At 62.4% G+C, this 23,110-nt stretch carries 22 protein-coding genes and 2 tRNA genes; 15 read left to right on the forward strand and 9 right to left on the reverse strand.

Translation table 11 applies throughout. The annotated features are described in order from the left end of the window. Nucleotides 1-256 precede the first annotated feature (256 nt). The 4 genes from BLW40_RS11290 to BLW40_RS11305 all read left to right on the forward strand — a co-directional run bounded on the left by BLW40_RS11290 (nt 257) and on the right by BLW40_RS11305 (nt 5,472). On the forward strand, nt 257-1,915 hold the full coding sequence (locus BLW40_RS11290) for a cyclic peptide export ABC transporter (RefSeq protein WP_074768616.1): 1,659 nt from the start codon (nt 257-259) through the stop codon (nt 1,913-1,915). Then, a complete protein-coding gene (locus BLW40_RS11295) occupies nt 1,916-3,556 on the forward strand; it encodes a cyclic peptide export ABC transporter (protein ID WP_074768618.1) in 1,641 nt (546 codons plus the stop codon). 24 nt (nt 3,557-3,580) lie between these two features. Beyond that, nucleotides 3,581-4,273 (forward strand): alanyl-tRNA editing protein, encoded by a 693-nt coding sequence (locus tag BLW40_RS11300; RefSeq protein WP_074768620.1) that lies wholly within the window; start codon nt 3,581-3,583, stop codon nt 4,271-4,273. 164 nt (nt 4,274-4,437) lie between these two features. After that, complete coding sequence (locus BLW40_RS11305; protein ID WP_074768622.1) at nt 4,438-5,472, forward strand: radical SAM protein; 1,035 nt, start codon at nt 4,438-4,440, stop codon at nt 5,470-5,472. 24 nt (nt 5,473-5,496) lie between these two features. Here BLW40_RS11305 and BLW40_RS17415 read toward each other — a convergent pair whose 3' ends face one another. From BLW40_RS17415 to BLW40_RS11315, 4 genes are all read right to left on the reverse strand, one after another. Beyond that, nucleotides 5,497-5,679: a hypothetical protein gene (locus BLW40_RS17415; protein ID WP_139305575.1), complete on the reverse strand. Its 183-nt coding sequence runs from the start codon at nt 5,677-5,679 to the stop codon at nt 5,497-5,499. Between the two features lie 159 nt (nt 5,680-5,838). Next, complete coding sequence (locus BLW40_RS17420) at nt 5,839-6,261, reverse strand: hypothetical protein (RefSeq protein WP_139305576.1); 423 nt, start codon at nt 6,259-6,261, stop codon at nt 5,839-5,841. Between the two features lie 213 nt (nt 6,262-6,474). Continuing rightward, a tRNA-Asn gene (locus BLW40_RS11310) sits at nt 6,475-6,549 on the reverse strand. Nucleotides 6,550-6,617: 68 nt separating this feature from the next. After that, a tRNA-Cys gene (locus BLW40_RS11315) sits at nt 6,618-6,691 on the reverse strand. A gap of 161 nt (nt 6,692-6,852) precedes the next feature. Here BLW40_RS11315 and BLW40_RS11320 point away from each other — a divergent pair. From BLW40_RS11320 to BLW40_RS11345, 6 genes are all read left to right on the forward strand, one after another. Then, a complete protein-coding gene (locus tag BLW40_RS11320; RefSeq protein WP_074768624.1) occupies nt 6,853-7,506 on the forward strand; it encodes a protein-L-isoaspartate O-methyltransferase family protein in 654 nt (217 codons plus the stop codon). Nucleotides 7,507-7,600: 94 nt separating this feature from the next. Further along, complete coding sequence (locus tag BLW40_RS11325; protein ID WP_074768626.1) at nt 7,601-9,001, forward strand: TolC family outer membrane protein; 1,401 nt, start codon at nt 7,601-7,603, stop codon at nt 8,999-9,001. 132 nt (nt 9,002-9,133) lie between these two features. Continuing rightward, nucleotides 9,134-9,844, forward strand: coding sequence for a DUF2497 domain-containing protein (locus BLW40_RS11330; protein ID WP_244511154.1), 711 nt, complete (start codon nt 9,134-9,136; stop codon nt 9,842-9,844). An 87-nt stretch (nt 9,845-9,931) separates the two neighbouring features. Next, complete coding sequence (locus tag BLW40_RS11335) at nt 9,932-12,589, forward strand: valine--tRNA ligase (RefSeq protein ID WP_074768628.1); 2,658 nt, start codon at nt 9,932-9,934, stop codon at nt 12,587-12,589. A gap of 97 nt (nt 12,590-12,686) precedes the next feature. Beyond that, the gene (locus BLW40_RS11340; RefSeq protein WP_074768630.1) at nt 12,687-14,630 is read left to right on the forward strand and encodes a diguanylate cyclase domain-containing protein; all 1,944 of its coding nucleotides are present in this window, start codon (nt 12,687-12,689) and stop codon (nt 14,628-14,630) included. Between the two features lie 225 nt (nt 14,631-14,855). Beyond that, complete coding sequence (locus tag BLW40_RS11345; RefSeq protein WP_244511155.1) at nt 14,856-16,892, forward strand: ATP-binding protein; 2,037 nt, start codon at nt 14,856-14,858, stop codon at nt 16,890-16,892. 15 nt (nt 16,893-16,907) lie between these two features. Here BLW40_RS11345 and BLW40_RS11350 read toward each other — a convergent pair whose 3' ends face one another. The 3 genes from BLW40_RS11350 to arfB form a co-directional block, all read right to left on the reverse strand. Continuing rightward, on the reverse strand, nt 16,908-17,561 hold the full coding sequence (locus BLW40_RS11350) for a uracil-DNA glycosylase (protein WP_074768634.1): 654 nt from the start codon (nt 17,559-17,561) through the stop codon (nt 16,908-16,910). After that, nucleotides 17,554-18,123: a LabA-like NYN domain-containing protein gene (locus tag BLW40_RS11355; RefSeq protein WP_074768793.1), complete on the reverse strand. Its 570-nt coding sequence runs from the start codon at nt 18,121-18,123 to the stop codon at nt 17,554-17,556. The genes BLW40_RS11350 and BLW40_RS11355 overlap by 8 nt, the downstream gene beginning before the upstream one ends. Nucleotides 18,124-18,424: 301 nt before the next feature. Further along, nucleotides 18,425-18,865: an alternative ribosome rescue aminoacyl-tRNA hydrolase ArfB gene (gene arfB, locus BLW40_RS11360; RefSeq protein WP_244511156.1), complete on the reverse strand. Its 441-nt coding sequence runs from the start codon at nt 18,863-18,865 to the stop codon at nt 18,425-18,427. A gap of 208 nt (nt 18,866-19,073) precedes the next feature. On the opposite strand from arfB, the gene BLW40_RS17425 reads away from it, so the two are divergent. Continuing rightward, nucleotides 19,074-19,379 carry an STAS domain-containing protein gene (locus BLW40_RS17425; RefSeq protein WP_074768795.1) on the forward strand — a complete coding sequence of 102 codons (306 nt, stop codon included), beginning with the start codon at nt 19,074-19,076 and terminating at the stop codon, nt 19,377-19,379. Nucleotides 19,380-19,449: 70 nt separating this feature from the next. Here BLW40_RS17425 and BLW40_RS11370 read toward each other — a convergent pair whose 3' ends face one another. Next, nucleotides 19,450-19,917, reverse strand: coding sequence for a RidA family protein (locus BLW40_RS11370; protein ID WP_074768638.1), 468 nt, complete (start codon nt 19,915-19,917; stop codon nt 19,450-19,452). A 550-nt stretch (nt 19,918-20,467) separates the two neighbouring features. Continuing rightward, nucleotides 20,468-20,686, reverse strand: coding sequence for a hypothetical protein (locus BLW40_RS11375; protein WP_074768640.1), 219 nt, complete (start codon nt 20,684-20,686; stop codon nt 20,468-20,470). A 1,213-nt stretch (nt 20,687-21,899) separates the two neighbouring features. On the opposite strand from BLW40_RS11375, the gene pufB (BLW40_RS11380) reads away from it, so the two are divergent. The 4 genes from pufB (BLW40_RS11380) to pufA (BLW40_RS11395) all read left to right on the forward strand — a co-directional run bounded on the left by pufB (BLW40_RS11380) (nt 21,900) and on the right by pufA (BLW40_RS11395) (nt 22,753). Then, a complete protein-coding gene (pufB, locus tag BLW40_RS11380; protein WP_074768797.1) occupies nt 21,900-22,040 on the forward strand; it encodes a light-harvesting antenna LH1, beta subunit in 141 nt (46 codons plus the stop codon). A 55-nt stretch (nt 22,041-22,095) separates the two neighbouring features. Continuing rightward, complete coding sequence (pufA, locus tag BLW40_RS11385) at nt 22,096-22,269, forward strand: light-harvesting antenna LH1, alpha subunit (RefSeq protein ID WP_074768641.1); 174 nt, start codon at nt 22,096-22,098, stop codon at nt 22,267-22,269. A gap of 140 nt (nt 22,270-22,409) precedes the next feature. Continuing rightward, nucleotides 22,410-22,550: a light-harvesting antenna LH1, beta subunit gene (gene pufB / locus BLW40_RS11390; protein ID WP_074768642.1), complete on the forward strand. Its 141-nt coding sequence runs from the start codon at nt 22,410-22,412 to the stop codon at nt 22,548-22,550. 29 nt (nt 22,551-22,579) lie between these two features. Then, nucleotides 22,580-22,753, forward strand: coding sequence for a light-harvesting antenna LH1, alpha subunit (pufA, locus tag BLW40_RS11395; protein ID WP_074768644.1), 174 nt, complete (start codon nt 22,580-22,582; stop codon nt 22,751-22,753). The last annotated feature ends 357 nt before the right edge of the window (nt 22,754-23,110 follow it).

Consider the following 23,110-nt stretch of genomic DNA (forward strand, 5'->3'; position numbering starts at 1 on the left):
GGTCGCCGGGGCGACTTGCATTTCTTCGCGCAAAAGTAATCCGCCTGATCGGCGGTTCCGTTCGATATCGTCCGCACCATCTTCACAGTGCGACGATTGATATCCTTCCGGAAATGCGGAGCCAAGTCCATAGGGCGATGCCGTTTCAGTTGATCGGCGCGTCGGTTTACCCAACACGCGGATGGACGGCAGGCAACACTTCTAGATAGAGTGTTGCCGCACGCCCTCCACCCGGAACCCCTGTCGCCGCGGCCCGATGAATCACCTGCTTGGTATGCTTCTGTCGCAGGATACGCTGCCCCGGACCCGGGTGGTGGTCGCGGCCCTGTTGTCGGGCCTGTCCGGGGTTCTGGTGCTCGGCATCGTCAACAAGGCCGCCGCCGAAATCGCCGGGACCGGACTGGCCCAGGTCGATTGGGCGTTGGCCGCCGCCTTCGCTGCCGGGATCGCGCTCTATGCCGGGGTCGAGGTCTTTGCGGTGTCGCGATTGTGCGCCGCGCTGGAAAACGCGATCCATCAGGTGCGGACCGGTCTGCTCGACCGTCTTGTTCGCGCCGATTACGAACAGGTCGAACGGGTCGGCCACACCGTCTTTTACGAAAGCATCACCCAGGCGACCCGCGAGATTTCGCAGAATTCGCAATTCATCGCCCTGGCCCTGCGCTCGGCGGTGCTGGTCGTGGTGATCCTGGCCTATATCGCCTTCGTCTCGCTGACCGCTTTCGCCCTGGTTGGCTTGACGATCGGGCTGGGCGGTCTGCTCTATCACCGCGCCGGGCGGCGGCGCGACGACGGCTTTGCCCGGATGATGGACGAGGAACGCCGTCTGTTCGAAAGCCTGGACGACCTGCTCGGCGGCTTCAAGGAGGTGCGGATCAGCAGCGCCCGCAGCCGCGATCTCGCCGCGACCTTCTCCCGCTTTTCGCTTGCCGCTACCGACGTCCGCGTCGATGTCCAGGGCCACGTCGTCCGCCAGTTCATCCTGGGCCAGATCGCGGTCTATCTGATGCTGGCGGTGGTGGTGTTCGTAATCCCGCAATATGTTCCGGGGTTCCGCGATCAGGTGGTGCAGATCACGGCGGCGGTTCTGTTTATGTCGGGCGATCTCGGCGCGCTGATCCAGTATCTGCCGTTGCTGGCCGAATCCGAGCAGGCGGCGGCGCGGATTGCCCGGCTCGAGGCGACGCTTGCGGCGATGGCCGAAGACGAGGGCGCGGCCCCGTCCGCTGCCGCCTCGGTTCCCGCCGCCTTTGGCGAGATCGCCTTTTGCGGCGTCACCTACGCCTATCCGGCCCCCGAAGGCGAGGCGGCGTTCGTGCTGGGGCCGCTCGACCTGACCTTGCGCGCGGGCGAGATCGTTTTTATCACCGGCGGCAACGGGGCGGGCAAATCGACCCTGATCAAGCTGCTGACCGGGCTGTATCGGCCCAAATGCGGGACGATCCGGATCGACGGGGTGACGGTGGGGCCACGGCTGCGCCATGCGTTGCGCGACCGTATCGCCACTGTCTTTTCAACCTACCACCTGTTTCCCCGCCTGTACGGGGCGGCGCCCTTCACCGCCGCCGAGGCCGAGACGATGCTGTCCTGGCTGGAGATGGAGCGGGTCGCTGGTTTGACCGGCGACCGGTTCTCGCGGCTCGACCTCTCCGCCGGTCAGCGCAAGCGGCTGGCCCTGATGGCGGCGTTGCTGGAGCGGCGGCCGTTGCTGGTGCTCGACGAATGGGCGGCCGATCAGGACCCGGCGTTTCGCCGCAAATTCTACCGCGAGATTCTCCCCACCCTCAAAGCGGAGGGGAGGACGATCGTCGCCGTCACCCATGACGATTCCTATTTCGACGTCGCCGACCGCCGCTTCCACCTCGAGGAGGGGCGGCTGGTCGAACGGGGCCGCGACGCGGGGGAGGAACCCTAGATGCGGCTGCTCACCTATCTCCGCCGCGAATCCGCGTTGTCGCCCGGTCCGCTGATCGCGATGACGCTGTTGGGGGCGCTCTCGACCCTGCTGGTGCTGGGTCTGGTCAGTTTCGGCGCGGTCGATGCCCGCAATGGCACGATCAGCTTTCGCGCCGTCTTGATGTTCGCCGTCGGGCTGGCCCTGTTCGCTTTGTCGCAGCAATGGGTGATGGCGGCGGTTGCCCGCGAGGCCGAAGAGATCATCCGCCGCATCCGCGAGCGTTTGTTCGAACAGGTGCGCGAGGCCGATTACCGTGTTGTCGCGACGGTGGGCCGGGCCGCGATCCATACCGCGCTGGCGCAGGAAACGCAGACCCTGTCGCGCACCGTCACCTTGCTGGCGATCGCGGCGCAGCAGGTCGTCACCCTCGTTCTGGTCTCGCTGTTTCTGGCGTGGCTGTCGCTGCCCGCCTTTTTGATCTTCGTCTTGTTCTCGGCCGCGGTGGTGGCGGTCGATCTGCGCCGGTCGCAGGCGACGGCCGAGACGATGGAGCAGGCCGCGCTCGACGAGCGCCGGGTGTTCGAAGGGCTCGAACATCTGCTCGACGGGATCAAGGAGGTGCGGATCAACCGCCTGCGCGCGTCGCAATTGGTGGCCGAGATTGCCCGCGCCTCGGACGCGGCGCGGCTGACCCAAAGCGGCGCGAAGCAGCGGTGGGCGGTCTATTTCGTCCTGATCCAGGTGATGTTCTATGCCCTGATCGGGGTGATGGTGTTCGTGGTGCCGCCGTTCGATTCCGGCTTTGCCCGCATCGCCCTCGAAGCGACGACGATTGTCTTGTTCATGGTCGGGCCGATCTCGGCGATTGCCCAGGCGATTCCCGCCGTTGCCGAAACCGAATCCGCCTTAAACCGCCTGCTGGCGCTCGAAGACAGGTTGCGCGCCGCCGCCGCCCGCCACGAGGCCGAAGACAGCCACAGACCCGAGGCGGTGGCGCCGCTTGAGACGCTCTCTCTTAACGGAATCGTCTATAGCCATCGCGATGCGGCGGGCTGGCCGGGCTTCACCGTCGGCCCGCTCGACCTCACCTTGCGCGCGGGCGAAATCGTCTTCATCACCGGCGGCAACGGCTCGGGCAAATCGACCCTGATCCACCTTCTCGTCGGTTTGCTGCCGCCCGATCGCGGCACCCTTTCGGTCAATGGCCGCCCGGTCCCGGTGGGCGAGCGGCAGGCCTATCGCGACCGGATCGCGATGGTTCTGTCCGATTTCCATTTGTTCCGCCGTCTGCACGGGCTGGGGCCGGTCGATCCCGACCGAGCCGATGCCCTGCTGCGGAAATACGAGATTCGCGACAAGGTTTCGCTGCGCGACGGCTGCTTCTCGACAATCGATCTGTCGGGCGGCCAGCGCAAGCGGCTGGCCCTGCTTGCCGCCGAACTGGAGGACAAGCCGGTGCTGGTGCTCGACGAGTGGGCTGCCGATCAAGACCCCGGCTTTCGCCGCAAGTTCTATCGCGAGATTCTTCCCGGTCTGCGCCGTCCCGACCGCATCATCGTCTGCGTCACCCATGACGACCGCTATTTCGACGCGGGCGACCGCGTTCTCGACATGGCGGACGGACGATTCCGCGCCGGTCCGGGCGGCGAGGTGCCGTAACATAGTCAATCAAAGAGGATTGTGATGCCAAGCTCGCTCTATCATACCGATCCCTACTGCGCCGAAGTGGCGACCGTGGTCGAGTCGATCTTCGACGAGGACGATCGCTGGTATCTCGCCCTCAAGGACAATCTGTTCTACCCCCAGGGCGGCGGCCAGAAGGGCGATATCGGCACCGTTGAGACCGCGCTGGGGCCGGTCGCGGTGATCGACACGGTCAAGGACCAATACGCCAGTTCGCCTCGCTCGCTGCTGGTTCTGGCCGGGCCGTGCCCCGGTCTTGAACCCGGCGCGGCGGTGACGGCGAAGCTGGACTGGCCGTTCCGCTATCGCCAGATGCGGCTGCACAGCACGGTTCACCTCCATCATTGCCTGATCGAGCAGGTCGGCGGGGTCCGGCTGCCTCATCCCAAGACTTCGGATATCGGCGACGGCGAGGCCTATAACCGCTACGAGGGTGTCGCTCTCGACGAAGGGCTGGTGGCGCGGGCGACCGAGGCGCTGCGGGCCGCGATTGCCGCCGGTGGGGCGGTCACCACCCGCGACGACGACAGCAATGCGGGGTTCCGCTGGTGGGACTGCCTGGGCTTTTCGATTCCCTGCGGCGGAACCCATCTGCGCGACATCGCCGAGATCGGGGCGGTCGAGGCGTCGTTCAGCCAGAAAAAGGGCAAGCCGAAGATCACCTTCCGTCTGAGCGACAGTCCGGCCGCGTGACCTGCGTCGAAAGAGCCTGATATGGGTTGGCTTCCCTTTTCTAAGGGTAGATGATCTGTCTTATCCGTCAACCTTACATGGTTGTTTTAGCGATGAAGCACTGCGACAAGAGAGCGGTTACCGTCAACGTGACGAGTCGCTGCAATTTAAGGTGCACCTACTGCATGGCCAGCAGTCCCGACGAACAGGCGAACCCGCTGGTCGTCGATCGGGACTTCGCTTTGGCCGGGATTCGCGATTCCATCGCCGGACACCCGACCGGGTTCAAGGCCGACCGGTTGCGGTTCTTCAGTCCGGGAGAGCCGACCCAGGATATGGACACCATCATCGCCTGCGTCGCCTATGCTCGCTCGCTGCTGCCCGACATCACGCTCGAACTTCAGACCAACGGCGTGTTCCCCTCACCCGAGGCGCGGGACTGGATCGCCGATACCTTTGACGTCGTCTGGTTCTCGCTGGACGGACCGGCTTCGGTCAACGATGCCTACCGCCCCGGCTGGGACGGTTTGGGCCGCACCCGCGAGGCCGAGGCCAATCTGGCGGCGGTGATGGCGAAGACGCGGGTGGGGGTCCGTTCGACCCTGGTCGAGGAGACGCTCGATTCCCAGGATTCCCTGGTTGCCTATTATCACGGGCTTGGCGTCCGTCATCTGTGCGTCAATCCGCTGATCCGCCCGATCCGCCGCAACGACCACGGCGCCACCGACGTCAATTTGTCGAGCCAGATGCGTTTCGCCAAGGGGTTCGTCGCCGCCTATGCGGTGGCGGAGCGGCTGGGGGTCGAGTTCATGAACTCGATGACCTTCAATTTCGACGAAAAGACATCAGTCAGTTGCCGCAGTTGCCTGCCGATGCCGCAGATGAACCCGGACGGGTCGGTGTCAAGCTGCGACATGGCGATGTTCGCCGACACCAAGGAGGAACTGCGCCACTTCATCTACGGGCAGTGGGATCCAGACAGCAAGACGATCCGCTACGACCAGGACAAGATCGCAAGGCTTCAGAACCATCGTCTGGAAAATCTGCCCAAGTGCAAGACCTGCCCGATCGGGCCGTATTGCGCCGGCGGCTGTATCGGCCGCCGGGCCTATCAGACCGGGACGCTGGAAGACCCGCTGCCCGAGATTTGCGCGGCGACGATCTATCTGGCCAAGCATCTTCCGCTTGGGCGCGAACGGATCACCTCGACGCATCCCTGACGGGGGCGAGCCCGCCGGGGCGGGTCAGGCGGTGATATCGACGCTCCGACCGCGTCCAGCCGATTCGCGCGGCGGCGGAGGGGTTTCGGTTGATTTTGCCGTCGCGGCTTCGTTCGATTCGGTGTCGCTGTCGCGGGCGGTTTTGGCGAGCGGAGACGGTGCCAGCGACGGCGGTGCTGACCCACTGGAAATCGGGGTGACGGACATGGTGGGGCTATCTCCCTTAGGGGGGGGTGTCGGACTATGCCTAAGGTTTTATTTAGCGCCAGCGCCCAGGCAAATTGCAACAGCTTTTTAGAGCGGTTCGATTCCGCCTCCGGCCGAGGCGACGGGGGTTCCCCCGATGCTATCGAGGCCAATCACCGGCTATTGTACTTCCGCAGTCGGAGCCAACCGCGAAGATCCTTCCGGGCCAATGGAGACTCGGAGGTAATGAGTGCGGTTGGGCTCAATGCGAATGCCTATTTCGTAAATCGTATGTGATCCAAATAAATTAGGTGATGGAATGACGCCTAAAACATGATCTCCTGGCGCTAAATATAATTTAGCCATTTCGCCTGTCGCAAGTTTTACAGAAAGAACGCCATCGACATGGATGGATTGATAAACTCCGCTGCCAAAGAAACCGCTATCGCGAACAATTATAACAGGAGAAAAACCTTGCTCGGGAGTGGCGTGCGAGAGAACTCGCTCAGGCGGTGTTGCTGTGGCGGAGCTTAACTTAACCGGCGATGTTCCACAGGCGCTTAGAACGATAGCAAGTGTTGCAAACAAGGCGATCTTGCGCATGTTGGCCTCGCAAATTTGTAAAGCTGTCAGTATCAATTAATGGAATATTATTATCACCACTATCACGTTTTGATAGCCCGGAGTCGCTTCTGTTTCTAACAAAAATCTTGCATGGTGGGATGCGTCGCGCCTCAGGTCGCGAAAGGGCTGTTGCGGGGCGCGGCCGACCGGAAAAGAAAAAGGCTGGCCTTGGGAAAGGCCAGCCTTTTACATTGGCTCCGGAGGAGGGATTCGAACCCCCGACCAGCCGGTTAACAGCCGGCTGCTCTACCGCTGAGCTACTCCGGATCACCGATTTCCCTGCGGTGGTGGGAAACCGAAAAACTGTCTTCGCGTCGTACCCGCCCGAGGAACGGTGGAGGCCGAGGCCGGAATTGAACCGACGTACGCGGATTTGCAGTCCGCTGCATAGCCACTCTGCCACCCGGCCACCGGTCCGACCGGCCCGGGGGCCGACGTGAGGTGGGTGCTTATAAACGGAGATTTACCCTCGGTCAAGCGGCTTTGTGGCGGCATTGTTTTCATTTTGAGTCGGTCCTATAACGGACCGTCGCCTGCACGGCGCAGTCTAGCCTTAGGAGCCGAGCCGAGATGGATTTTGCCGCCGCCCGCTTCAACATGGTCGAGAACCAGATTCGAACCAATCATGTCGGAGACAGCCGCGTCGTCCAGGCGCTGGCCTCGACCCCGCGCGAGCCGTTTCTGCCCCGGCGGATGCGCGGCTACGCCTATACCGACGAGGATTTGCCGCTGGGCCACGGGCGGGTGATGATTGAGCCGCTGGTGATGGCCCGGCTGCTTCAGGCCGCCGCGATCGGAAGCGGCGACGTCGTGCTGGCGATTGGCGACGCCACCGGCTGGGGCAGCGCGGTGCTGTCGAAACTGGCCAGCACGGTGGTGTCGCTCGAATGCGACGTGACCCTCGCCGCCGCCGCCGCCGCGACCCTCGCCGAGCGCGACGTCGATAATGTCGCGGTGGTCACCGGCGATCTGGCGGTCGGCTATCCGGCCCAGGCTCCCTACGACGTCATTCTGTTCCTGGGCGCCGTGGCGGCGATTCCCGAAGGCATCGTTGCCCAATTGGCCGATGCGGGCCGTCTGGTCGCGGTGGTCGCGTCGGGAAAGGGGGGCGGCGTTGCGACGCGGGTAACGCGGACGGGCGATGCTTTCGGACGCGACACCCCGTTCGACGCCGCGACGCCGTTTCTGCCCGGTTTGGAGCCGAAGCCCGTCTTCAGGTTTTAACCTTGAACTTATGCCCGCTCCCGTTAATCTTCGACGGTTGTGATTTGGCGCGGTGGAACCGGACGGACAGTCCCCCCGAAGAGAAGGTGTCGTGATGAAGAAGGCATTCGGTCTGCTGGCCGGGGTGGCTGGGGTCGCGTTGATGGCGATGTCCGGGGGCGGAGCGGTGAGGGCGGCCTCGCTGAACGATGTTCTGGCGACGACCTACCAGACCAACCCGAATCTGTCGGCCTATCGGGCCAAGTTGCGCGCCACCGACGAAGGGGTGCCGCAGGCGCTGGCGGGATGGCGTCCGACGGTGACGGTGACCGGGTCGGCGGGCAAGGGGCTTTATACCGCCAATACCCGGCCGGACAAGTACGAGACCATCCGCACGCCGAAATCCGCCTCGCTGACCGTCAGCCAGCCGATCTATAGCGGCGGTCGCACCGTTGCCGCCACCGATCAGGCCGAGGCGAACGTCCAGGCCGAGCGGGCCCGCCTGATCGCGACCGAGCAGACCGTGCTGCTGAACGCGACCAACGCCTATCTCAACGTCGTCCGCGACGAGCAGGTGCTGAACCTGTCGATCAATAACGAGCAGGTGCTGAAGCGCCAGCTTGAGGCGACCCAGGAGCGGTTCCGCGTTGGCGAGATCACCCGCACCGACGTCAGCCAGGCCGAGGCCCGTCTGGCCAGGGCCGTCGCCGATCGCATCGGGGCCGAGGGCACCTTGAAAAGCTCGCGGGCCAATTACCTCAACACCGTCGGAACCGTGCCGGATTCGGTGTCCCAACCCGCGCTGCCCGAACCGCTGCCGACCGGGCTGACCGAGGCGATTGCCGCCGCCCAGGCCAACAATCCCTCCGTTGTCGCCGCCGACCGCACCTTTGATTCGGCCAAATACGGGATCGATCTGGTGTTCGGCGAATTGCTGCCCAGCCTCTCCCTCGACGCCAACGTGTCGCGCTATCTCGACACGGCGGGAACCGGGATTGGCGGGTTCGATTCCGCGATCAGCAACAAGGAGGTGTTGCTGAACCTGTCGGTGCCGCTGTACGAGGGTGGGGGAACCTATGCCCGCCTTCGTGCCGCCAAGGAAACCGCCGGGCAGCGCCGGATCGAGGCCGATCAGGCCCGCCGCGACGCGGTCGAGACCGCGACCAAGGCGTGGGAGAGCCTGCAATCGGCTCAGGCTCAGGTCACCTCCTATACCTCACAGATCCGGGCGGCCGATCTGGCTCTGGCCGGGGTGCGCGAGGAATCGAAGGTCGGCTCGCGCACCGTGCTCGATGTGCTGAATGCCGAACAGGAAGTGTTCGATGCCCGCGTCGCTCAGGTTCGCGCCGTTCACGACCAATTACTGGCGGCCTATCAGGTAAAATCGGCGGTCGGCGAAATGACGGTGCAGGGGTTGAGCTTGCCCGTTCAGGGCTTCGATCCGGTTGCACATTATGAAACCGTGCGGGAAAAATGGATCGGAACCGGCATCGGCTCCGACAAAGGGACCGAATAGGATTGGCGAGACGCCGCGGGACAGATCGCATCATCCTGATCGGACGCAGGATTTTGGTGATTTGTTCCCGGCAGTGCGGCATGATCGGGGCAGGGCCCTATTACGGGCGCAGGCAGATAGAATAGCCGTGACATGAGCGAAGATAAGGCCCAGCAAGAACCATCGATGGAGGATATCCTTGCCTCCATTCGCAGGATATTGTCCGAAGACGAGGTCGAGGAAAAACCGAAGGCTCCGCCGCCGCCTCCTCCCCCACCGCCTCCGCCCCCGCCCCCCCCTCCACCGCCGCCGCCCCCTCCGCCCCCGGAGCCCGAGCCGAAGCCGAGCTTTGCCCAGGACGATATCGATTCGTTGTTCGATACACCGGCCCCTCAGCCCGAACCCGAGCCCGAGCCCGAGGAGGATGACGACGACGTTCTCGAACTGACCGAGGACATGGTGCTGGAGGAGGAGCCCGAGCCCGAACCCGAACCGGCGTTCGAGATCGAGGATTTCCCGGTAGAGCCCGAACCCGAACCCGAACCCGAGCCCGAACCGGTTGCCTACGTCGCTCCGGTCGAGCCGCCGCCGATCCGGACCTACCGCGAGCCCGAATACGACGAATCGCTGATGTCGCCGCCCAACGTCGACCGCGGCGCGACCCTGCTGTCCGACCTTGCCCGCGAGATCGTGCGGCAAAAGGCGTTCGGCCTCGGCAACAGCACCCTGACCGTCGAGGATTTGGTGCGCGAATTGCTGCGCCCGATCCTCAAGGAATGGCTGGACCAGAATCTGCCTTACATGATCGAGCGTATCGTCAAGAAAGAGATCGAGCGGATGGTTAATCGTTCGGAAGAATTCTAGCGTTCTGTCGCGCACCCTGTCGGGCGGTCCGTTGAACCGGGCCGCCCGTTTTCCTTTTCCACTCCACTAGAAGCCGAGTCTGTTGCCATGCTGGACAAGACCTATCGTCCCGCCGAAGTCGAGCCGAAACATTATCAGCGCTGGGAGGAGGCCGGAGCCTTCGCCGCCGATGTCGATTCGACCCGGTCGCCCTACACCATCATGATGCCGCCGCCGAACGTGACCGGCAGCCTGCATATGGGGCATGCGCTGACCTTCACGCTTCAGGACGCCCTGATCCGCCATCGCCGCATGACCAACCGCGACGCGCTGTGGCAGCCCGGCACCGACCATGCCGGTATCGCCACCCAGATGGTGGTCGAGCGGCGGCTCGAAGCCGAGAATATCTCCCGCCACGATCTGGGCCGCGACGAATTCATCCGGCGCGTCTGGGAGTGGAAGGCGGAATCCGGCGGCACCATCACCAGCCAGTTGCGCCGCCTGGGCGCCTCGCCCGATTGGGCGCGCGAACGCTTCACGATGGATGAGGGTCTGTCGAAGGCGGTGCGCAAGGTGTTCGTCACCCTGCATCGCCAGGGGCTGATCTACCGCGCCAAGCGGCTGGTCAATTGGGATCCCAAGCTGCACACCGCGATCTCGGACCTTGAGGTCGAGCAGCGCGAGATCAAGAGCCACATGTGGCACTTCAAATACCCGGTCGAGGGGATGGAGGACACCTTCATCACCGTCGCCACCACCCGGCCGGAAACGATGCTGGGCGATTCGGCGGTCGCGGTCCATCCCGAGGACGAGCGCTATACCGCCCTGGTCGGCAAGATGGTGCGGCTGCCGATCGTCGGTCGTCTGATTCCGATCGTCGCCGACGAATATTCCGACCCGACCAAGGGCACCGGCGCGGTCAAGATCACGCCCGCCCATGATTTCAACGATTTCCAGGTCGGGCTCCGCCACGATCTGCCCCAGATCAACATCTTCGACCGCGATGCCCGCACCAACGACGCGGTGCCGGAGAGCTATCGCGGGCTCGACCGTTACGACGCCCGCAAGCAGGTGGTCGCCGAGATGGAGGCGCTGGGCCTGCTCGACCGGATCGAGCCGCACACCCACATGGTGCCCTATGGCGACCGCTCCGGCGTCGTGATCGAGCCGTGGCTGACCGATCAGTGGTTCGTCGATGCCGCCACCCTGGCCAAGCCCGCGATCGAGGCGGTCGAGACCGGCAAGACCCGCTTTGTCCCCAAGCATTGGGAAAACACCTATTTCGAGTGGATGCGCAACATCCAGCCCTGGTGCATTTCGCGCCAGATCTGGTGGGGCCATCAGGTTCCGGCGTGGTACGGCCCGGACGGAACCTTCTTCGTCGAGGAAACCGAGGCCGAGGCTTTGGCCGCCGCGACCGCGCATTACGGCCATGCCGTCGATCTGGTCCGCGATACCGATGTGCTCGACACTTGGTTCTCGTCGGCGCTGTGGCCGTTCTCGACCCTGGGCTGGCCCGACCAGACCCCGGAACTGGCCCGCTATTATCCCGGCGACGTGCTGGTGACCGGCTTTGACATCATCTTCTTCTGGGTGGCCCGGATGATGATGATGGGCCTGCATTTCATGGGCGACGTGCCGTTCCGCGATATCTACATCCATGCCCTGGTCCGCGACGAAAAGGGCCAGAAGATGAGCAAGTCCAAGGGCAACATCATCGACCCCCTGGTCTTGATCGAAAAGTTCGGCTGCGACGCGCTGCGCTTCACCCTGGCCGCGCTGGCGGCGCAGGGCCGCGACGTCAAGCTGTCGGAAAGCCGGGTCGAGGGCTATCGCAACTTCGCGACCAAGCTGTGGAACGCCGCCCGCTTCTGCCAGATGAACGAATGTCACCCGGTCGCGGGTTTCGACCCGAAAACGGTCGGGGAAACCGTCAATCGCTGGATCGTGTCGAAGACCGCCGAGGCGGCTGACAAGGTCGGTGCGGCGATCGAGACCTACCGCTTCGATGCCGCCGCGCTGGGGGCCTATCATTTCGTTTGGGGCACCTTCTGCGACTGGTATCTGGAATTCGCCAAGCCGATCCTGTCCGGTGCCGACGAAGCCGCCCGCGCCGAAACCCGCGCCACCGCCGCCTGGGTGCTCGACCAGATTCTGCACATCCTCCATCCGCTGATGCCGTTCATCACCGAGGAATTGTGGCAGCAGATCGCCACCCGCGACGGTGAACTGATGCTGCGCGCATGGCCCGCTTTGGCCGGGCTGGAGGACGTTGCCGCCACCGCCGAGATGGATTGGGTGGTTCGGGTGGTTTCGACCGTTCGTACCGTGCGCTCCGAAATGAACGTGCCGCCCTCGGCCCAGGTCGATCTGCTGGTCGGCGGACTGGCCCCGGCCCGCGTCGGTTGGCTGTCCACCCATGGCGACCTGATCCGCCGCCTTGCCCGTTGCCGCTCGTTGGAGGCGGTTGCTCCCGAGGCGTTGGACCAGCACCGCACCGGCGCGGCCCAGATGGTGGTTGACGAAGCGACCCTGGTGATGCCGCTCGGCGACATCATCGACATCGCCAAGGAACGCGCCCGTCTGGCCAAGGAACTGGGGCGGCTCGACGGCGAGATCGCCAAGGTTGATAAGAAGCTCGGCAATGCCGACTTCATCGCTCGCGCCCCTGAGGAGGTTGTGGCGGAACAGCGTGAACGCCGTGAGGAATGGGCGGCCTCGGCCGACCGGTTGCGTCAGGCGTTGGACTATCTCGGCGGGGTTTGATCGCCCGTCTTGGGGGAACGAGTCGCCCTGGCTCCGCACTTTGTGCTATCACCGGTTGGTTAGCGGTTCCGTGGGGGAGCTGTAAAGCGGGATAGCCATGGCGGAGCTGGGCGAACGGTTCACCAGGGATCTGACGATCCGGTATGTCGCGGTCCTCGCGGTACTGGGTGTTTTGTCGTTGCTGTCGTTCGTCGGTCTGGCCCGCAGCATTGCCAGTGCCGAAGACGGGCTGGCCCAGGTCAGCCTGTCGGGCAATCAGCGGATGCTGATCGAACGCACCGCCTTTGCCGCCAATCGGCTGGCGGTGGCGTCCGGGCCGGAGCGCGCCGCCAGCCTGGAGATGCTGACCGACAGCCTTGAGCGGCTGGAAAGCCGGATTCCGGCGCTGACCGAGGCCGCCCTGGCTTTGCCTTTGCTGCCGGGGCGCGATATCGCCGACGGTCCGGCCCGTCAGATTTCGGTCGATCTGGCGCGCTTTCTCGATTTGGGGCACCGCCTCGTCGCTCACGCTCAGGGACTCGATCATGACGATCCCGATCTCGCCGCCCTGTCGGCGGCGGCGGCGGGGCCGCTGCTCGAAGCGCTCGACGACCTCAATCTGCGCTTTCGTGAGGCCAGCGAGGACCGGATGCGCGAGCTGATGGTGCTGCAAGGGGCGGCGTTGCTGGTGGCGATGGGGGTGCTGCTGGTGTCGGCCTTTGGGGTGTTCCATCCGATGGTCGAACGATTGCGTGCCGACTTCACCGAACGGATGAATGTCGAAAACGAACTTCGCGACAGCGAGGAGCGACTGCGCCGCATTCTGGAAGAAAGCCCGATCGGGGTCTCGGTGTCGCGTCGCCGCGACGGTCGCATCGTCTTTGCCAACACCCGCTTTGCCGAAATCCTGGGGGTCTCGCGCGAGCAATTCATCGGCGCCCCCGCCCGCGAGAATTACGTCGATGAGACCCAGCGCCGCGCCGTGCTGGCCGAACTGCGCCGTCACGGTCAGATCGACGGAGCCGAGGTCGAGTTCCGCCGCAAGGACGGTCGGCCGTTCTGGAGCCTGCTGACGATCCGATCGACCGATTTCGAACGCGAGCCGGTCAATCTGGCCTGGATTTACGACATCACCGAGCGCAAGGCGGCCGAACAGCAGATCTTTCTTGCCGCCAAGGTGCTCGACACCCTGAACGAGGCGGTGATGATCACCGATGCCGCCAACAAGATCATCTTCGTCAATCCCGCCTTCAGCGCGATTACCGAATATTCCCGGACCGAGGCGGTGGGCAATACCCCCGCTCTGCTGAGTTCCGGCCGTCACGATGGTGCGTTCTACGAAGCGATGTGGAGCGAATTGCTGTCGAAGGGATCGTGGTCGGGCGATATCTGGAACCGGCGCAAATCGGGCGAAGTGTTCCCGGTCGGGCTGTCGATCGTGGTTATCCGCGAAAGCAACGGGCTGGTCAGCCATTACGTCGCGGTGTTCTCCGACATCACCCACCGCAAGGAGGACGAGGCCCGGGTCTGGCGTCAGGCCAATTACGACGCCTTGACCGGATTGCCCAACCGCTCGTTGTTTCTCGACCGTCTCAGCCAGGGGGTGCAACAGGCCCGGCGCGACGGCAAGTCCTTCGCGGTGATGTTCCTCGATCTCGACGGGTTCAAGGCGGTCAACGATCGGCTGGGGCATGCCGCTGGCGATTTGCTGTTGCAGCGCGCTTCCGAACGCCTGTCCGACTGTATGCGCGGCAGCGATACCCTGGCCCGGTTGGCCGGAGATGAGTTCGTCTTGATCCTGCACGGCATTCGTGGCCGCGAGGAACCGGCCCTGGTCGCCCGCAAGCTGATCGACCAGCTCAGTCTGCCTTACGATCTCGACGGATCGGTCGCCGAAGTGCGAGGCTCGGTCGGCATCGCCCTCTATCCTGACGATGCCGAGGACGAGGCCGGGCTGATCGCGCGGGCCGATCAGGCGATGTACGCGGTCAAGCGACGAGGCAAGAACGGCTTTCTGTTCGCCAGCGATCTCGTCCCCGCAACATCGGCCGAAGTGACCTGACCCGCTCGGGTCGGCAGGCCCGCGGTCGGCGCCCCCTCTTTCCATCCGAAAGACCGTCTGCGTGGGGCGATCTCGGCCAATGCGTTCGACCGGAGTGGTCTCAACCTCAGCGCGAATTGGGCTGGACCTCTGTCAGCGGAAGCACCAAAATGAAGCGTGATAACGCCCAGCCAGGATTATGATCCGATGATATTTTTTCCGGCCGTGAAATAGATCGCCATGCGGATGGGCAAAGTCTGGCCTCTGCTCCTCTGGTTTTGGGTCGCCGCTCTGGTTGGCGGGTGGTTCGCCATCAGCGCGATCCGAGACCATGACGAGGAATGCCGCAAGGCCGAGGCCCGGTCCCAAATTCTGGTCGAATTGGCGGCGGTTCAGACCTCGCGGATTTTCGAAGGCGCCGAGATGGCGATCGATCATGTCGCGATCGTCCTGGGCGAAAGCGGCGAATGGGAGCATCACGTCCGCGACCTCCACACATGGCGGATCATCCACAATATCGGCAAGGCGCTGGTGTCGCAGCCGCGTCTGCTCGCGATCGACCCGGCTGGAATCGTCCGGATTCGGGGCGAAGCGTTCGAAGCCGAGCCGGTTTCGGTTGCCGATCAGGATTATTTCCGCCACCACCTGGACGGTCCTTCCGACCGCCCTTATGCCGGAAATCCGGTGGTCAGCCCGTTCAGTCATACCTCGGTGCTGACTCTTTCGATGCGGATGAACCGGCCCGATGGTTCCTTGGGGGGGGTTATCGCCTCCAGTCTCTCGCCCGGCAGCGTTCTGGGCTATTTTGTCGCGCTGGCCAAGCAGGAAGACGTTGTCTTCGCTCTGCTGCGCGAGGATGGAACGATGCTGCTGCGCCATCCCGACGCCCCGGCGGTGATCGGGACACGATTCCCGATTGTTCTTCTCACCCCCCATCGCGAGGGTCACGAAGGAACCGTGCTGCGCGTCTCTCCGGTCGATGGGGTCGAGCGCATCACCAGCTTCAAGCGGCTGGATCGTTTTGGGCTGGTCTTGATCGCGGCGATTCCGGTCGAGGCGGCGCTGGCTCCGTGGCGGCACCGGACCCTGAAGATGGCCGTTCTGATCGGGCTGGGCAGCTTGATCCTCACCGTCTTGTCGGTCGTGCTGCTGCGGCGGCGCTCCGAACGCCAGCGCTCCGCCGCGATCATCAGCGAAAGTCGCAGCCTGTTGCTTGAGGTTCAGGCCGTTGCCCAGCTTGGCTATTACGTTTACGACATGGTCGCGGATCGCTGGGAGAGTTCCGAGATTCTCGACTCGATTTTCGGGATCGGTCCCGAGGATCGGCGCGATGCCCAGGGCTGGCTCGATCTCGTCGTGCCCGAGCAGAAAGCCGAGATGGCGATCTATCTCGACGAGATCGTCGCCGGGAAGCACGATTTCGACAAGGAATACCGCATCTGTCGCAAGTCAGACGGGGCGGTGCGCTGGGTGGTGGGGCTGGGCAAGGTCGAGCGCGACGAAACCGGCCGGGCCATCCGGATGATTGGCACCATCCGCGACGTCACCGACAAGATTAATGCTCAGGAGGAATTGAGCAAAAAGGCCGAGGAACTGGCCCGTTCCAATGCCGATCTCGAACAATTCGCCTATGTTGCTTCGCACGATCTGCGCGAGCCGCTGCGGATGGTTGCCTCCTATATGCGGCTACTCGAACGGCGTTATGGCGACAGCCTCAACGCGGAAGCGCACGAATTCATCGCTTTCGCCCGCGAGGGGGCGTTCCGGATGGATAAGCTGGTGCTTGATCTGCTGGCCTATTCCCGCGTCGGCCGCGTCAGTGACGAACCGGGGCCGGTGCGGCTGGACGAGGTGATTGAGTGCGTGCTGCGCCAACTGGCCGACCGGATCGACGAGAGCCGGGCCGAAATCAACGTCGTGGCCAACCTGCCCATCGTCAGCGGCCATCGCGAGGAATTGATCCGACTGTTCCAGAACCTGATCGACAACGCGATCAAATACCGCGCTTCCGAGCGTCCGCTGCTGATTCAGATCACGGCCCGCACCGACACGCCCTTTTCGGTGATCACCGTCGCCGATAACGGCATCGGCATCGAACCGGATTATTTCGAGCGGATCTTCGTCATTTTCCAGCGTCTGCACCGTCATCCCGGCTACGAGGGAACCGGAATCGGTCTGGCGATCTGCAAAAAGATCGCCGAGCAATATGGGGGGCGGATTTGGGTCGATTCCGCATCCGGAAACGGGGCCGCGTTTCATATCGCCCTGAAGACGGCCCCATAATATCAATCCCTGATATTAAACCGCTCCAGCTCCGACCGCCGCAACCAGCCGCCCGACCGCATCGCGGAACATCTCGGTCGTCAGCCGCCCGGTATTGGTGTTGTAACGCGAGCAATGATAGGAATCGACGAGGATCAGCCCGTTGGGCAGGCGGTGGAGCGCACCGTGCCCGAACGGATAGGCGGCGCGGCGCAGCCCCAGCGCGGACAGAGTCTGGTCGTGTCCATGCCGCCCCAGCGCCAGCAGACCGGCCAACGCGGGCATCGCGGCGATTTCGGCGGCGAGGAAGGGGCGGCAGGCGGCGAGCTCAGCCGGAAGCGGCTTGTTGGCGGGCGGCACACAGCGGGCGGCGTTGGTCACCCGGCAGCCGGTCAGGACGAAGCCGTCATCGACCCGCGCCCCATAGCTCCCCCGCGCCAGGCCGAACTCGGCCAGGGTGGGATAGAGCAGGTCTCCGGCATAATCGCCGGTGAAGGGGCGGCCGGTGCGGTTTGCCCCCCTCAGACCTGGGGCCAGCCCGACCACCAGAATCCGCGCCGACAGGTCGCCAAACGACGGCACCGGGGCGTTGTGCCAGTCGGGATGGGTGCGGCGGCTGTCGGCCAGGAAGGCCAACAGCCGGGGGCAGAGCGGGCAATCCCGGCCCGGCGCGACGTCGCCGTTAGTCATTGCCGACGGGGGCAGGGCGGTCGTCGCGATAGCTCGAGGCGCGGGCGATCTGGGGCTCCAGATCCTGCAACTCGATGAAGATGTCGGCCTGACGGCGCAGTTCGTCGGCAACCATCGGCGGCTGCGACCGGATCGTGCTGACAACGGTGACACGGACGCCCTTGCGCTGCACGGCCTCGACCAGCCGACGGAAATCACCATCGCCCGAGAACAGCACGACATGGTCGAGATGGGGGGCCATCTCCATGACGTCGATCGCCAGTTCGATGTCCATGTTGCCTTTGATCTTGCGCCGTCCAGTCGCGTCGGTGAACTCCTTGGTCGGCTTGGTGACCATGGTAAACCCGTTATAGTCGAGCCAGTCCACGAGCGGACGAATCGGCGAATATTCCTGATCTTCCATCAACGCAGTGTAGTAAAATGCGCGAATTAAACGCCCTTCTGATGCAAAAAGCCCAAGAAGCTTTTTGTAGTCAATATCGAATCCAAGTGAACGGGCAGCTGAATACAAATTCGAGCCATCGACAAATAGACCGATCCGTTCGGCCGCATAAAATTGCATCATATATCTCTCGTGATTAAAGAAAAGTCTCCGCAAAATTCTGCGAAGAAATAACAGTGACTAAAGTAAGCAGAGCGCGAGGTTTGCGCAAGAGGGCAGACGGACGCCGTTTCCTACCCATCACTAAAGCAGGGGCGGCAGCGGCCCGGAACGACGCGGTCTCGGTCTCGCCGCATCATCGCGCATTGCGTATATATAGTGTGCGCATCGCTCAAGCTGTCATAAATATAGCTGTATGAGTCGTGGGACGGCGCAGATCCGAGCGACCGGACGCGGCTAATGCGGGTTTTCCACATAGACCCTAATCGGTCGGGGGCGAGCGCCGCATCGCCTTGACCGACGCGCGCAAGGTCTTGCTCTCCAGTCGTCTTGTGCGCGATCCCAGGGTGGGGCGGGTCGGGCGGCGCGGCACTGGCGGCGGTACCGCATCGCGGATCAGCGCCACCAACCGTTCCAGCGCGTCGCGGCGATTGGCTTCCTGGGTGCGGTGACACTGGGCCAGGATCATCAGGACGCCATCGCGGTTGATCCGCCGTCCTCCCAACCGTTCCAACCGTTCCTTGACCGCGTCGGGCAGCGACGGTGAATTGCGGACGTCAAAGCGCAGCCGCACCGCCGACGACAGGGTGTTGACGTTCTGTCCCCCCGGCCCGGACGCGCGTTGATAGCTTTCTTCGATTTCGCTTTCGGCGATGGCGATTCGGTCAGTGATCGGGATCATGGTGACAAAGAGGTACGGCATGTTTCGGCTCGATGGAAGCAGGAAAGCGCCGCGTGTCGCCTCGGAACATTTTGTAGCCGCCAATATTGACACTTTACGTGTCTGTTTCCCCCTCTTGTGGCTGTGCTACTTTGATAATGGAAACAGAGAGGTTGTATGCGATCTCGACTTTGATACCGGCGAACGGGCCACCTCAACGGTTCGCCGGGATGACGGGATGGAGGATGGAATGAAGATCACCGTTGACGAAAAGAAGGGTGGGACGAATGTCCTGCTGGACGGGGTTCTCGATTTTTCCGCCAGTGCCGAATTCAAAAAGCTGGTGCAACGCCTGTCCTCATCCCGCGACAAGGCCCTGAGCTTCGATCTGGCGCGGGTATCGCGGATCGATTCGGTCGGGCTCGGTCTGTTGCACATCGCGCGCGAGGAACTCAGCGACGAATGTCGCCGCGTTCGCCTGCTGTCGCCCCAGGGCGGAGTGCTGCGGATGCTTGAACTGACCGAGGCGTGCAACGATTTCGACATCGTTCCCTGAGCCTTTTTCCCCGCGTCATCCCCTTGAAACCGGAACCGGCTCAGGCCCTGTTCCGGTTTTTCTGACGAGATCACACCAGTTCGAAGATCGCTTCAATCTCGACGGCGGCGTTGAGGGGCAGCGAGGCGACCCCGACGGCGGCGCGGGAATGACGCCCGGCGTCCCCCAGCACTGCGACCATCAGATCCGATGCGCTGTTGACGACCTTGGGCTGATCGGTGAAATCGGGGGTGCTGGCGACGAAACCGCCCAGCCGCACCACTTGGCGCACCCGGTCGAGATCCCCCCCGGCGGCGGCGCGGGCCTGGGCCAGCAGATTGATCGCGCACTGGCGAGCGGCGCTCTGCCCGTCCTCAAGGCTGACCTCGGCACCAAGGCGACCGCTGACGGTGATCTTGCCGTCGACCAGAGGCAATTGTCCCGACACGAACACCAGCGATCCGCTGACGACGAACGGAAGATAATTGGCGACGGCGAGGGCGGGGGTGGGGAGAACCAGCCCCAATTCAGCCAAACGGGACTCGACACGTCCAGACATGATCCGATGTCTCCTTGAAGTGACGTCGCGTGGATTTGATCCGCCAAATCCTGGCAGAATTTATACCATAACCAAAATGAATTCGACAAGGATGCGGGCGGGTAGGGTGTATGATGGGGTGTCTTTATAAGGTGTGGTTCAAATATATAGAATTCTAGTTCTGTTGAACTGAAAGCAATATATTAATTGCGTCAAGCTATGTCGGGAGGGATTATCTGGTCTTCAAATGAAGAGTGTCGTTTTTGATATCGTCTTGATTTGATTTTTTATTTCAGTCTGGGCGATAGTCTATGTTTTTGAGCGATATTGAGTGACGTTGATGCCGCGCGGGTCTCGGCTCACAGGGCTGTGCGTCGTCCGACGGTGTCGGCAAGCCTTGACGGCGACCAGCGATTTTCTGCTGGAATGCAAGCAGGATGGACGACGGACCCAACTCCCTGTTTCGGTGTCGCTGGCACGCCGAAGGAGATTCGAATTGCCTCTCAGAACGTGAACTCGGACGGGGTGCGTCCGGCCGACTGAGCCGCTTCGATCACGTCTTCGGGATCACCTATAGCTTCTTCTTGGTGGCGGCTCCATCGAAGGGGGTCTGGCTGAGCTGAGGAGTTTCCCCCTCGACCTTGAGCGATTGGGCGTATTGCTGGCGCCATTCGCTGTCGGTCTGACCAGAACGCTTGCGAGCCTGGGCTCGTTTCACACATTCCTCGATCATTTTATCGGTTGCGCTCTGCTTCTTTGGAGCCTGTGCCGGCTTTTTTACCTTGTTCATGGAACTTTCCGCGTCCCTCGCGGGGGGATTCCCAGAGGAGAGTCAGCATGCGCCGACGGCACGGAAAGAGTCCACTTCCCTCGGCAGCGGGCTTTCCCGGACGGCGGCATAACTCAGATTTCAGCGCGACGGGGGAGAAGGGAACCGAGGCCGATTGCGTTCCGGAGGTCAGGGCGCGGATCCACGTTCCCTCTCAAGTCATCGATGCTTTGACCCGACCATCCCCAGGCCGAACCGCAGGTGTCATGGACAAAAACCAAGGGCCATGGTGGGGCGGGCAAGGATCGGGGCAGAGGTGTCGCTGTGCGGGAGTGGGTGGGCGCGCCCCAAAGCGGGTCGGGAAGCGTCAGGAAAATCGTTTTTTTCCAATCATATAATGATGGTGTAGCGACGAATTTTCTTCGCAGGCTTGGCCGATCATTCAAGGGGGTGATTGGATGCGACCCATCCTCATGGGGGGGTGCTCACGCTGAAAGCGCGATGGAAAAAATTTCTGTCCTAGACAAAATCGTTGACGAGGGCCGATGTCGGTGCGATGATCCGCCCAACGAAAGATACGTGATGGTCAAGAGCAACTATGCAGTCAATACTGTTAATTAATGTATAGTATTAATTGATTTTGGTTACCGCAACTCGACAGTTTAGGGTTGCGAAGACTGGCGTGTTAAGTTTTGTACGTCAGTATTTTGGTGTGCTTGTAGTACTAAGACCCCTAAGTGCGAACGGGACTTGCTCGGTCCCGTTCGTTTAGCTTGTGAGGGGCCTTCCCACTCAAGCCACCCTCCCCATCCATCGCCGCCCGCACCCCATCCCAATCTCATTTTTGTTATATACAAAACAAGATCGGTCTGGGGTCTGTCGCTCAGTGAGGTCTTGACCTCTCCGGGGACGGATTGGCGCGATGCGAGTCTCCCCCCCCTCTGCCCCACCTTCCTTTGCCAGGGCGGTCATTTATCTTTTATATCAATGATATAGTCAGTGCCGATGCGCCCAAAATTCGTCGGAATGGGCGATCGTGACCGGTGCCGGGGAAGGGCTGCTCGGGAAAGCGAATGCGGTGTTCGCGCTGTCAGGTTTGCTCGGCCACATTATAAGTTCTGTCTTGGACAAAAGTGGTTGACAGTCGCCACGCCCGGTGCAACATTACCCAACGTTAATGAGGGGTGGGTACAGCATGAAAGTGCAGCCCAGCCACAACACTGGAGAAGACAACATGGCTGAGAGAACCTTGTCGGGCCTGACCGAAGAAGAAGCTGTCGAAGTCCACGATCAGTTCAAGACCACCTTCAGCGCCTTCCTGATCCTCGCCGCCGTCGCGCACGTGCTGGTTTGGGTTTGGAAGCCCTGGTTCTGATCCGACAGGATCCTGACCTCTAAATTCTGACTTTCTATTCTGGGGGAATTTTTCCATGAGCAATCCGAAAGACGACTACAAGATCTGGCTGGTCATCAATCCGTCGACCTGGCTGCCCGTGATCTGGATCGTCGCTCTCGCCACCGCGCTGGCCGTGCATGCCTTCGTCCTGAGCGTTCCGGGCTACAACTTCCTGGCCTCGGCGGCTGCGAAGGTTGCCACGAAGTAAATTTCTCTCTTTTGAGAGGAATTTACCGATAAGGGGGCTGGTGGCGTTTGGGTTTTCGATCTCGGCGCCACCAGTTTCCTTTCAATTCTGAGTAATTCAGGGGAGCTTTCGGGCTCATCCTAAATTTCGGAGATTGAGATATGGCTGAGAGAAGCTTGTCGGGCCTCACCGAACAAGAAGCCCTGGAAGTGCATGGCCAGTTCCAGACCACTTTCCTGACCTTCATCATTTTCGCTCTCGCCGCCCATGTGCTGGTGTGGGCCTGGAAGCCCTGGTTTTGAGCCCGCTTCAGTACTTTAGGGGAATTCAGATGAGCAATCCCAAAGACGATTTCAAAATCTGGCTGGTCATCAATCCGTCGACTTGGCTGCCCGTGATCTGGATCGCTGCGCTGGTTACCGCGCTGGCCGTCCACACCTTCGTCCTCAGCGTTCCGGGCTATAACTTCCTGGCGACCTCCGCCGCGAAGCATGCCACGAAGTAAATCGACAATCAGGCTGGAGATCGTCACGTAGCGTTGTGGATGGGGGGCTATTCACAGCGAAACTCGGTCCAGCTTGGTAGGGCAGATTTCGGACCCGCCACCGTGGCTGGCATACGTAGTTTGTCCTGATCTGCCGCTGTTGGGGTTCACGTCCGTCCGAAGGCAATTCCTTCGGGTGAAGCCCGACAGCGGCGGTGTTTTTATTTATCGGTTGACTTGGCGACAATCGAGTTTGGCCGTCTTCTTTAACTTTAAGTGTATTTGATCGTCAGCGGTTCGACCAAACGCTGTACGCAAAGCATAGTGACGTTACCGATCACCGCTTTGCGCCGGGTCAACTGGCCCCAATAGCCATGC

Source organism: Magnetospirillum fulvum (assembly GCF_900108475.1).
In the GTDB taxonomy this organism is placed as follows: Bacteria; Pseudomonadota; Alphaproteobacteria; order Rhodospirillales; family Magnetospirillaceae; genus Phaeospirillum; species Phaeospirillum fulvum_A.